The organism is Janibacter sp. CoH_79_TC_3, assembly GCF_058197955.1.
This window is the reverse complement of record NZ_JBXWIV010000016.1, coordinates 19,862-31,613: the sequence shown is the minus strand read 5'-3', so window position 1 is coordinate 31,613 and position 11,752 is coordinate 19,862. Positions and strand designations below refer to the sequence as shown.

10 protein-coding genes and 1 tRNA gene are annotated in these 11,752 nt (G+C 42.9%); 6 read left to right on the top strand and 5 right to left on the bottom strand.

Annotation, left to right across the window (positions count from 1 at the left end; genetic code table 11):
- Positions 1-10: 10 nt before the first annotated feature.
- The 4 genes from rarD (at position 11) to AC2FA3_RS11895 (ending at position 3,531) form a co-directional block, all read left to right on the top strand.
- A complete protein-coding gene (rarD, locus tag AC2FA3_RS11910; protein ID WP_490509757.1) occupies positions 11-1,063 on the top strand; it encodes an EamA family transporter RarD in 1,053 nt (350 codons plus the stop codon).
- 262 nt (positions 1,064-1,325) lie between these two features.
- Positions 1,326-1,994, top strand: a complete 669-nt coding sequence (locus AC2FA3_RS11905; protein WP_490509756.1) for a glutathione S-transferase — start codon at positions 1,326-1,328, stop codon at positions 1,992-1,994.
- 93 nt (positions 1,995-2,087) lie between these two features.
- Positions 2,088-2,381, top strand: coding sequence for a hypothetical protein (locus AC2FA3_RS11900; RefSeq protein ID WP_490509755.1), 294 nt, complete (start codon positions 2,088-2,090; stop codon positions 2,379-2,381).
- Between the two features lie 31 nt (positions 2,382-2,412).
- Positions 2,413-3,531: a ribonuclease Z gene (locus AC2FA3_RS11895; protein WP_490509753.1), complete on the top strand. Its 1,119-nt coding sequence runs from the start codon at positions 2,413-2,415 to the stop codon at positions 3,529-3,531.
- Between the two features lie 14 nt (positions 3,532-3,545).
- Here the strand turns inward: AC2FA3_RS11895 and AC2FA3_RS11890 are convergent, their stop codons facing one another.
- Positions 3,546-4,511 (bottom strand): ATP-binding protein, encoded by a 966-nt coding sequence (locus AC2FA3_RS11890; RefSeq protein WP_490509752.1) that lies wholly within the window; start codon positions 4,509-4,511, stop codon positions 3,546-3,548.
- A gap of 69 nt (positions 4,512-4,580) precedes the next feature.
- Here AC2FA3_RS11890 and AC2FA3_RS11885 point away from each other — a divergent pair, with 69 nt between their 5' ends.
- The gene (locus tag AC2FA3_RS11885) at positions 4,581-5,594 is read left to right on the top strand and encodes a protein kinase domain-containing protein (protein ID WP_490509751.1); all 1,014 of its coding nucleotides are present in this window, start codon (positions 4,581-4,583) and stop codon (positions 5,592-5,594) included.
- Positions 5,595-5,618: 24 nt separating this feature from the next.
- Here the strand turns inward: AC2FA3_RS11885 and AC2FA3_RS11880 are convergent, their stop codons facing one another.
- The 4 genes from AC2FA3_RS11880 to AC2FA3_RS11865 form a co-directional block, all read right to left on the bottom strand.
- Entirely contained in the window at positions 5,619-6,143 is a 525-nt protein-coding gene (locus AC2FA3_RS11880; protein ID WP_490509749.1) for a hypothetical protein, read from the bottom strand.
- A 174-nt stretch (positions 6,144-6,317) separates the two neighbouring features.
- A tRNA-Leu gene (locus AC2FA3_RS11875) sits at positions 6,318-6,402 on the bottom strand.
- A gap of 214 nt (positions 6,403-6,616) precedes the next feature.
- Positions 6,617-8,443 (bottom strand): sigma 54-interacting transcriptional regulator, encoded by a 1,827-nt coding sequence (locus AC2FA3_RS11870; protein ID WP_490509748.1) that lies wholly within the window; start codon positions 8,441-8,443, stop codon positions 6,617-6,619.
- Between the two features lie 42 nt (positions 8,444-8,485).
- Positions 8,486-9,853 carry a two-component system sensor histidine kinase NtrB gene (locus tag AC2FA3_RS11865; protein WP_490509746.1) on the bottom strand — a complete coding sequence of 456 codons (1,368 nt, stop codon included), beginning with the start codon at positions 9,851-9,853 and terminating at the stop codon, positions 8,486-8,488.
- Between the two features lie 134 nt (positions 9,854-9,987).
- Here AC2FA3_RS11865 and rimO point away from each other — a divergent pair, with 134 nt between their 5' ends.
- Positions 9,988-11,613 carry a 30S ribosomal protein S12 methylthiotransferase RimO gene (gene rimO / locus AC2FA3_RS11860; protein WP_490509744.1) on the top strand — a complete coding sequence of 542 codons (1,626 nt, stop codon included), beginning with the start codon at positions 9,988-9,990 and terminating at the stop codon, positions 11,611-11,613.
- Positions 11,614-11,752 lie beyond the last annotated feature (139 nt).

Here is an 11,752-nt window from a genome sequence, read left to right as displayed (position 1 = left end):
GGCCGTTGTTATGCTTACGACCAATCAAACTTTTCAAGGAACTTTAGCAGCAGTATCATCCAGCTTTTTATTTTCACTGATGTTCTTGTTTGGGCTATTCATGTTGCCTTTAACGGGCACACAGGTGGCGTCATGGCGTGTGCTGATGATGTTATTGAGCTTACTGATATTGGTCAGTTTTACTAAGCAATGGCAACACGTTTTTGATTATCTGAAAACCTTAAAAACCCCGAAAGAATGGCTGATATTTATATTGCCCACACCGATTTTGGGTGGACAGATTTGGCTGTTCATGTGGGGACCGGTGAATGGTTTTGGTCTTGATGTCACCTTGGGTTATTTTTTATTGCCGCTAGTGATGATAATACTGGGGCGCTTTTTTTATCATGAGCACATGAGTGCGCTACAATGGTTAGCAGCATTATTTGCGGCACTGGGAATTGGCTATGATATTTTCCAATATGGAACGGTATCGTGGGTGACGTTATTTGTATGTTTGGGTTATCCGCCTTATTATCTGCTTCGGCGTAAGCTTGCCGTACCGCCGATTACCGGTTTGCTATCAGATTTAACTTTGCTGACGCCAGTAGTGCTTATCATGCTATATAGCAGTGGTGGATTTAGCGTGGCGGCAGAAAACATAAAGTTTTGGTATTTATTGCCGCTACTTGGTGCTTTTAGTGCACTGGCGATGTCGCTGACTATGGTTGCCAGTAGTAAGCTGCCAGTGTCATTATTTGGCGCCCTAAGTTACGTAGAACCCATGCTATTGTTTGTCTTATCTATCACGGTTTTAAACCAAAGCCTCGATGAAGGCGGCTCGTTATTTATGTATGGCATGATTACTTTGGCGTTATTTATCATGATTGGCGATAGTGTAATGGGTTATCTCCGTCGCCGCCGTGATAATCATTTGCATGGCTACCGCGAGCCACAAGTGGGCGGCTTTCCTCCGCGTCGCCGCTTGATAAACCGCCGCATAGACGGGGTGCTAACAGCGCACCGTTTCCGTAAGATGCGTCGTTATCAAAAAAAGATGGATAGAATAAAGCGTAAAATTTAAGCGTTGCACACTAAATAATACTTGCTGCTTAAGTAAATTGGTTTTGACTGGGTAAGCATGATTCTTTGCTATTACTCTACATAGTTTCTGTGTTAAAGGGGCGTCAATTGCGTTATTATCGACAGCAGTGCTGCCACGCTTAATAAAGTTTATTAATACAATGCGTGGTAGCAAGTATAAATGGTATTACTTACTCACCCGATAACTTTAATGATTTTAATAAATTTAATAGCTTTAATAACCTTAATAACTAGGACGGCTTATGTTACACCTTCATCATTTAGCAAACTCACGCTCGTTTCGTATTTTATGGTTACTAGAAGAACTTGGCGTCGATTATCAACTGACTTGCTATGAGCGCAATAAAGCCTACCGCGCACCTGACAGTTTAAAACAAATACATCCGCTCGGTCATGCGCCAATGTTGGAAGTAAATGACCGTGTGCTCATTGAGTCAGGATTTATTATTGAGTATTTGCTTAAGCATTATGATACTGAGAAAAAATTTAAGCCGGCCGATGACAATGAAGCGGCGTGGGAAGCGTACACGTTTTGGTTGCATTTCGCTGAAGCGTCAGTGATGCCGCCATTGGTCATGCGTTTGGTATTTACCAAGGTGGTTGAGCAGTCGCCGATGCTTATCAAACCTGTGAGCAAAAGCATTCGCAATCAAGTCGAAAAAAGCATGATTAGCAATAGTCTAGATGCCATATTGGCCATGATGGAGCAGCATCTACAAGACAATCATTGGTTTGCAGGCGCTGAATTTAGTGCTGCTGATATTCAAATGCATCTTGCGGTTGTCGGTGCCAATGCTGGTACCGGTTTAGATAGTAGTAAATATGCCAATATCTTAAATTGGCTTAAACGCTGTGAAGAGCGCGATGCCTTTAAACGTGCAGAAGAAAAAGGTGGTCGTTTAAAGTTTTAAACGCGGCGCATTTAATTGTTCATAAATGACTGATTTAATATTAAAATAAAAGGTTTTGTTTATTTATAAACAAAACCTTTTTTAGGATAAAAAATGACAGACTTGCATAAATCAAATGACGAAAATACCGATATCAATTTTGATGACGATATGAATACCGATACTAGCATTGCTACTAAACAAGCGCTGAATACTGCCAATTCTAATGTGCATAGCCAGCAAGTATCAATCAAAGCTTGGTCACAAAAATTGCTTGTGGTGTTGCTATGCCTCGCCAGCTTTTATGGCGGCTGGAAATCTTATGAGTCCAACATGGTCAATGAATGTACGGCTAATGGCGGGCAAATGATTGAAGGTCAAAGAACTATGATATGTCAGTTGTTATAGAGCATAAGGATTTAGATATAAGAGCTTACCTATGTTAAAGCTAACTTTTTTGGGCACCTCAGCAGGGGTGCCAACCAAGCAGCGTAACGTCACAGCGCTTGCCATCGAGTGCCTGAATCCTTATAGCTCGGCGGCAAATCAACAGCAAAATAAAACGTCGCGTCCTTGGGTTTTAATTGATTGCGGTGAAGGCACACAGCAGCAGTTATTGCATACCAAGTTATCTTTACATCAGCTCGAAGCGATTTTTATTACCCATGTGCATGGCGACCATTGTTATGGTCTGCCAGGGCTGCTGGCGAGTGCGGCAATGTCAGGACGTACTGCAGCGCTGACGCTTATTGCGCCAAAAGCGATAGCCACATTGCTTGAGGCCATTACTGTAACGACTGAGCTATATTTTCCATTTGTTATTAACTTTATGGCGATAGAAGATTTGCTATCTCAGCCAAATAGTAAAAATAAAGGTCAGGTAGCGATCAGCTTAGACAATCAACATCAACTAGTTATAGATATTCACCCGTTATCGCATCGTGTCGCCTCTTACGGTTTTGGACTTACGCAAACTATCAGCCGACGTACGCTTAATACCGATAAATTGACAGCAGCAGGTCTTCCAGCAAGCGTACTGTGGGGCAGACTGCAACAGGGCGAGGATGTTATAACTGAAAACGGACATAAGCTTTATTCAGCAGATTATGTCGACAATGAAGTGCAACGTACACGTGTAGTGGTTGCAGGCGATAACGATACGCCAGAATACCTAAGCGCTGCGGTGGTCGATACCGATTTACTGGTGCATGAGGCCACTTATACGCATGAGGTGTTAAATAAGATTCAGGCAAAAAATCCAGACTTTGATCCGATGCATAGCAGCGCACAGCTGGTAGGTAGGTTCGCTCAAGAAAACAGCCTTAAGAATTTAATCTTGACCCATTTTAGTGCTCGCTATCAAAGCTTTGATAATCCAAATAGTAATACAACCAATATGGCGCATATCCGCTTGGATGCCGAAAGTGCCTATAAAGGCAATCTGTGGTTAGCAGCAGATTTCGATCAATATATGGTAAATGGTACAGTTGATTTGATAAGCGAAGAAGAGGGTAGCTGCGTGCAGAATTTAGATTCTGCACGCGTTTATAAAAGATAATTTTTAGTCAATATTTAAGATTGATTGTCCTCAGCTGCTAATCTTGTCTGTCCTATCCAGTAGCGGCTAAACTGATACGCTACGCGTCCCGAACGTCCGCCGCGCTCTGATGCCCAACGTAAGGCCGCTGCTCTGATATTATCAGGTAGTGTTTTGTTTACTTCTTCATTAACATTACTTACTTTAACCTCATTGGCATTATCTAGGCTAAGATTTGGTGAGATTGATAAATAATGGCGCACGATGTGTAAGTAAGTATTTTGATCTATTGGATGAAAGGACAACCATAACCCAAAGCGATCAGACAGCGATACCGTCTCATCAATGGTTTCGTAAGGGTTGACCTCATCGGTTTGACCATTATAAATATTGACGTTGTCTTTCATCAGCTGTGGCAAAAGATGACGGCGGTTACTGGTGGCATAGACCAATAACTTGTCTTGCTCTGAGTCCAGCGAGCCGTCCAGCACACTTTTTAACGTCCGATAACTCTCGTCTTGCCCGTTAAATGCCAAATCATCACAGTAAACCACATAGTGGCAGCCACAATCCGCTGGCAGCGCATTAATGGCGGCACGTATCTTATCAAGCACCCGTAGGTCATCACGGGCAATTTCAATAATACGCAATCCTTCGCTATGATAGGCTTGTAGCAATGCCCGAATCAGCGATGACTTGCCAGCGCCACGTGTGCCTGTCATCAAGACATGATTGGCAGGATAGCCTTTTAGAAACTGTCGTGTGTTCTGTACCAGTTTTGCCTTTTGCGTATCGATACCATGCAAGTCATCTAAACTTAAAAATAAATTGACCGCTAACGGCTCTAAATGCCCCTGATGACCGCCAACCCAGCGATAGGCCAGCTGGGCAGGATCAATCTCGATAGTTGGCGTAACCTGCTCTTGCAGATACTGCCCAAGCAAATCTAATAAATGGTCGGGTAGGGCATAATTCAAAACAGGCTTGGTGGATTGGGGCATAATAATTGGTCACTCATATAAATTAGAATGTCGTTTGGCATACTAGACGTATAAAGGTTTCACTTTACCATGAAAAATAGTGCCAGTATTCCCTCTACAATACAAGCAGGTGCAAAACAAGCCTTACAAACGCAAGCGCAGCAAATTCTGCCAGTACTGAATGGTTTATTCTTAGATTGGCATTATAGCGAGATAGCTCACCAGCGTATCAGCCAGCAAACTCATAATAGTGAGATTAATAATAGTGAAATTAATTACCAAGGGCTAACGCGCGGCCAACATCCAAAATTTGGGCAGGTAATGATTAAATGGCAGTTAAGTACTGATGCCAATCAAAACTCGGCTGATTTAATCCATGAAGCTAGCATTTTAAAATCTATAAACAGTTTATCGAGTAATCAGAACAGCCTTCAAAGCAGCCTTACCGCTATCGCACCACCAATACTCGCCTATGACAACTTAAGAGTGCAGATCTTAGCGCAGTCTTTGCCATTGACAATCCTTGTTATGCCTTATTATCTAAATGGTAGCTTGGCAACTCAGCTTAACGTTCGAAATCATTCGTTATTAACCTTTCAACGAAAGCATCAGTTTATTGTGCAATCTGCCCAGCTTATAGCCAATCTACATAACGCTGGTTGGTTACATAATGATATTAAACCCAGTAATATTTTGCTAGATGGTTTCATGCCAAATCATGCGGATAATAGCAGTATCATTCCTAATTTATTATTGACCGATTTTGCCTTAGCTGAGCCAATTAGTAAATCAGTAGGAGCTAGCCTTGCTGGTACGCCTGCGTATCTTGCGCCTGAGCGCTGGCAAGGGCAGGGCGCAACGGTGCAAAGTGATATTTATGCATTTGGAGTAATGATAACTGAGATATTAGTAGGCGAGCGACCATTTAATACAGACTCACTAAATGATGAGCCGTTAAGAGAATGGGCTATTCAGCATTGCCAACAGACTATTCCAACCTTACCGTTAGAATATAGTCGTTATCAAGGTATTGTTGATAAGGTATTGGCGAAGCAGGTTCAAAAGCGCTATCAAAGTATGAAAGAAGTTTTGAGGGATTTTTAATGATTAAATAATAGGTAAAGCGTATTATTGATAGTATTGGTAGAGCTGCTCAACAGATTTATCATTAACAACGCTTTGACACTGAGCAAACTGAGTATTAAAAGCATCTCTCAATTTATGAACCTGATCGACATTCATTTTGTCAGTATTAGAGTAATAATTTTTTGTGCCAATAGCATAGAGGTTTAATGTGTTTAACGCCTCATCACAAACCTCAAAAGGTGCAATCGTGGGCAGACGATTCACATTCACATTATCGATAATTCTATAGGTATTGCTGATGGTGCTTGCTAATAGTTTGTTATCTTGGTTAGCAGTCGCGCTTTCCATTCCCTTTTTTAGGACGGTTAATTTTTCTAAAAGTATCTCTGCATCATGATGAAAGCCACTAAATTTATCTAAGCTCATCATAATCTTGGTATTTGAGTCTGTATCTACACCAGATGAAATGTCAGCTGAAGTAGCGGGTTTATATAAACTGCGAAGCCCGACAAGACCACCTGCTAATATCACTAGTAGACCTATCGTTAGCCAAAATTCTTTATTCATCGTTTTAAACCAGTCATTTTATGCCTCTAATAGATGGTTTGATTTGCGCTAATGGCAGTCTTGTTAAGGATGATACTATTTATGAGATATCGGTATTTTACATAAACCTCGAACACAAAAAAACCTGCTCAAAGGCAGGTTTTAATATTTGGTCTAAGATGTACTATCCGAAAATGGTGGGGCTGGAGAGACTCGAACTCTCACACCTTGCGGCGCCAGAACCTAAATCTGGTGCGTCTACCAATTCCGCCACAGCCCCATTTTCGTTACTCTATCATCAAAAGCAGTTAAATTCAAATGCTATCAAGATAGTTAACTGATTCGGTAGTGCGTCTCAGTGGTTGGCTATTATATAGAGTTTGAATGGTTTGGCAAGCCCTATTTGTGATTATTTTTAATTATTTAGCAATTATTTTTAATGGTTTCTATAAATTATTGATATTACTAATATTTTAATTCGGCAGTTTGTGGTTTTAATTCCAATTATTTGGTGCTTCTGATGCGGTAATCCCTAATTGCTGCAATTTACGCGTCAAAGTATTGCGTCCCCAACCAAGTAAGTTAGCGGCTGCTATCTTTTTGCCACCACTATGGTTTAAAGCAGCCTTAAGCAACACACGTTCAAATTCTGGCGTTGCGGTTTGCAAAATATCTGTTTCACCAGTTTGCAGAGACTGCTCAGCCCATATGGCAAGTGCCTGCTGCCAACTCTGGTTTTCATTAGTTTGGCTGACTTGATTGTTTTGAACGTTTTGCTCGTTTTGATTGGGACTATACACGCCATCACTGTGCTGCTGATTTTGAGTGGTTTCTATTACGGAAAGATTTTGCTGTGGATGCGGTTCTTGAAGCGAGAGCGTATTTTCAAGTAACTCTGGTGGTAAATCCTCTACCATGACAGTATCGCCCGTTGCCATCACGGTCAACCAAAGGCAGACATTTTCAAGTTGACGGACATTGCCACGCCACTCAAAAGATTGCATCACCTGTAGCGCCGTCGGATGAAGGTGCTTTTCAGCGCTATTCATCTGTTTAGCGGCGCGTAGCATAAAATAATTGGCTAATGCCGGAATGTCTTCAGGTCGCCTCCGTAATGGCGGTAATGGTAGGCGAATCACATTGAGGCGATAAAATAAATCCTCACGGAACTTGCCTTGTTTGACAAGCTCTTCTAAATTCTGATGGGTGGCGGCAATGATGCGCACATCTACTTTGACCGGTTGTTGTCCGCCCACACGAAAAAACTCGCCATTGGCCAGTACGCGCAGCAAACGCGTTTGGGTGCTATACGGCATGTCACCGATTTCATCTAAGAATAGCGTCCCGCCGTCAGCTTGCTCAAAACGACCTTGCCTAGTCGTCGTTGCGCCAGTAAACGCGCCTTTTTCATGACCGAATAATTCAGACTCAATCAAATCATGTGGAATTGCTGCCATATTAAGGGCAATAAAAGGTTGCTGCGCGCGCGGAGAGTGCTCGTGTAGTGCGCCTGCAACCAACTCTTTACCCGTACCTGACTCACCAGTAATCAAAACAGTAATAGGTGAATGTGCTAAGCGCCCAATAGCGCGAAATACCGTCTGCATCGCTTGTGATTGACCAATAATGCCGCTGGGATTGCTATTAGCATTGATTTTAAATTCAGCGTTATTTTTGGTAGTTTTATTAGGCTTACTGATAGTATCAATCTTGCTAACAGGTTTAATCGGTTGCTTTATCTTATTGCTGTTTTTTGAATAAGCATTAGTTTTTGAGATGGTCTCAGATGGAGTGTCAGTTATTATATCGGTAGCAGGCTCATTTGACTGATTTACTAGCTCCTTATTCGGCTGATAATTAATGGCTTTATAAATCGTGGCGACCGCGTCATCTAAATCAAAGGGCTTGGGCAGATATTCAAATGCCCCAGTTTGATAGCTACTGATCGCAGAAGTAAGGTCTGAATGCGCTGTCATAATGACAATTGGCAGCTTAGGAAAGTGCTTATGTACCCAATCACTAAAGGACAGACCATCCATCATCGGCATACGAATATCGGTCAATATCACATCTGGTAGTTGGTCGGCTGCTTCGTGCTGTTGCAAGACATCATTAAGGCGTGTCCACGCCGCTTGCGCTTGGGTAAAGCTAATAACGTTGAGACCGGCATCCTCAAAAGTATCTGCCAATACCAAACGCAGCGCCGCATCATCATCGATAAGCCATAACGTTGCTGGATTATCATTAGGCGCGTTATTCACGGTGACCCTTGAAATTTGCTCATTGCTCGTAAGGTGTTGAGTATCATTATACTGAGTCATGTGTTTCGCCTAATAAGCAGTGAGAGGAGGGAGGTGACAGCATTAACTGGCAGCGATTGGCTGCTGAAAAGGTAGGTAAAGGGTAAAACGGGTCTGACTGTTGTTGTAATTATAACTGGGATTATCGCTTTGTGATGAATTTGAGCTGACGTCAATCATACCATGATGGCGGCTGATGATATCTTGTACGATAGATAAACCAAGCCCAGTACCGGTAGCGCGACTGGTCACCATCGGGAAAAATATCTGACCAATCAGCGCATCATCTATTCCTGAGCCGTTGTCAGTAATGGTGATTTGTAAGACCTGCTTATGCTGTTGGCTACCGATGGTATGTTGAAAGGCAACCCGCGTTTGAATATGCAGTTTTGGTTGATAGCTATCATCAACGTCAAGATAACTTTGCGCAATATCTGATGGTAAATTACTAGATATGGCTGGTACGTTTTGCTGCAGCGTTTGCTTAAACTCAGTCATGGATTCGCAAGCATTATTAATTAAGTTTAAAAAGACTTGAATCAGCTGGTCTTTATCAGCACAGAGTTCAGGCAATGACAAATCATAATCACGCTGTAGCGCTACTTCTGGATATTGGTTAACTACTAAGGCCAAAACATGCTCTAGCGGCTCATGGATATTTAGCATTTGCCATTTTGGTAACTGACTTGAGCCAAGGAACTGCCCAATCAACTGGGTCAAACGGTCGGTCTCTGAGATGATGATATCGGTATAATTACGGAGCTTTGCTGCATTTTCTTGCAGGTTATTATTATAATTTGAATCGGTATTTTCATCGCTGATAGCAGCGGTAGCCTCTCTGTCAAAAGCAGACATATCACTAAACTTGATAAATTGCCGCTGCAATAATTGCGCCGCACCGCGAATGCCTGCCAATGGATTTTTGATTTCATGGGCGACCGAACGTAGCATATGACGGGCAACGCTATATTGCTGCTGTTGACGCTGTTCTTCTGAAATACGACTTTGCCGATCCTTGCCCCACATCTCAATAATAAAATAAGGTTGCTGCTCATAAATGACGGGCGTCACGCTATAATCTACGGAGAGTGTCAGTCCGCCATTGAGCTGGGTGTGTATGAGATAGTCATGATCGATAAACGGCTGTTGATAGTGCTGCGCTTGAGAAAAGCGCTCAGTCAAAGAGTAAGTTTTATCTTCTTGATTGTTATTAATAAGACTGTCTTTTAACGTCAACTCATCGGGTGCAAGCAGCGTCAGTATTGATTGATTAAGTAAGCGTCCGCTACTGATGGCCAGTAATTGTTCAGCTTGGGCATTTAGCCAAGTGATAGACAGTTCATCGTCAATCCATAAGATAGCTGTAAATAAATGCTGTGATATAAATGTCAAATCTGGTGCCGGTTTTTCGGTGATCAAATCAGCTGTCATGAGGGCTGCCTAGAGTAAAGAGGTGCGCGATATAATATTTAACCATAAATCAACACTATAGCGCGGCAAAACTGGCGGTTTTTGCAAAAAAAACGTACAATGCGCACAGCCATTTTTCTCTAGCAAGGTCAGCCATGCCCAAAACTTATACCGAGTCGCTTAATACGACTATTGCCACTTCACAGCCAGCTTCTACATCATTAGCTTCTATGCCAACAGCTTCTATGCCGAAAGACACTGCCACTATTTTTAATCCTGCTAAGCCGACAGCAACGCCCGCGCAAAGCTCGACTGACAGTGTTCAACCTTATCACCATAAAGCCAACCACAATCAAAACCGTAGCATTGAACAAAGCAGCGATGTGGTTGCAGCGGCATCAGCTAAAGCGACAGCAGCGACTATGAATGCGCCAGTGAACGCAGCGCCAAAGATTGGCTTTGTGTCCTTAGGTTGCCCAAAAGCCTTGGTGGATAGTGAGCGCATTATCACGGAACTTAGCCGTGACGGTTATCAAGTGGCCAGTGATTATGAAGGCGCAGACTTGGTCGTGGTCAATACTTGCGGCTTTATTGAGTCGGCAGTGCAAGAGTCATTGGACGCCATCGGTGAAGCCATTAGCAAAAACGGTAAAGTGATTGTCACGGGCTGCTTAGGTAAAGAAGCGGAAAAAATTCGTGCCATGCACCCAGCGGTGTTAGCTGTGACCGGCGCGCACGCTTATGACGAGGTGATTACCGCCGTAGCGCAGCATGTGCCTAGACCAAACCGCAGTCAGGATGCAAACTATGATCCAAAAATAGATTTGATTAATGAGGCGGGTATTAAATTAACGCCAAGCCATTATGCTTATCTCAAAATATCGGAAGGTTGTAATCATCGCTGTACTTTCTGCATTATTCCAAGTTTACGCGGTGATTTGGTCTCGCGTCCGATTGATAGCGTGATGAATGAAGCCATGGCGCTTAAAAACGCTGGCGTGAAAGAGTTGCTTATTATCTCGCAAGATACCTCTGCTTATGGGCTGGACTTGAAATATAAGACCAGTTTTTGGAATGGTATGCCGCTCAAGTCAAAGTTTTATGACTTGTGCCAAGCATTAAATGATTTAGGTATTTGGGTACGCCTGCATTATGTATACCCGTATCCTCACGTGGACAAAGTCGTTGAATTGATGGGCGAGAAAAAACTACTGCCTTATCTTGATATTCCATTTCAGCATGCTAGCCATAGTATTCTAAAAGCAATGAAGCGCCCAGCGCATAGCGAAAATACCTTAGCGCGTATTAAAGCGTGGCGTGAGATCTGCCCTGATATCGTTATTCGCTCAACCTTTGTGGTTGGTTTCCCTGGTGAGACGGAAGAAGATTTCCAATGCCTGCTTGATTGGTTGGTAGAGGCGCGCCTCGATCGCGTCGGTGCCTTTACGTATTCAGAAGTTGAAGGTGCGGTTGCCAATGACTTGCCAAATCATGTGCCTGAAGCCGTCAAGCAAGAGCGCTATGAGCGTTTGATGACGTTACAGCAGGACATCTCAGCACAGAAATTACAAGAGAAAGTCGGTAAAACTCTAATGGTATTGGTCGATGAGATTGATAGTGAAGAGGGTATTGCGATTTGCCGTAGCTACGCGGATGCCCCAGAGATTGACGGTCACGTCTACGTTGATGAGATCACTGCCCAAGTCAAAGTTGGACAGTTCCTAACCGTCACGATCGATGACGCTAGCGAGTATGATTTGTTTGCCAGTTATAAAGGTTAGAAAGCCTAAACGATAACCGAGTAAAAATTGCCCAATCACGGGCAGTTTTTGCTACAATTAGCGCAATTTAGCCTTTTACCCGTTTGTATCAGTCTTGGTGCTTGTTATAGCCCTTGAGATGGCATGGCGGGTAAATCCA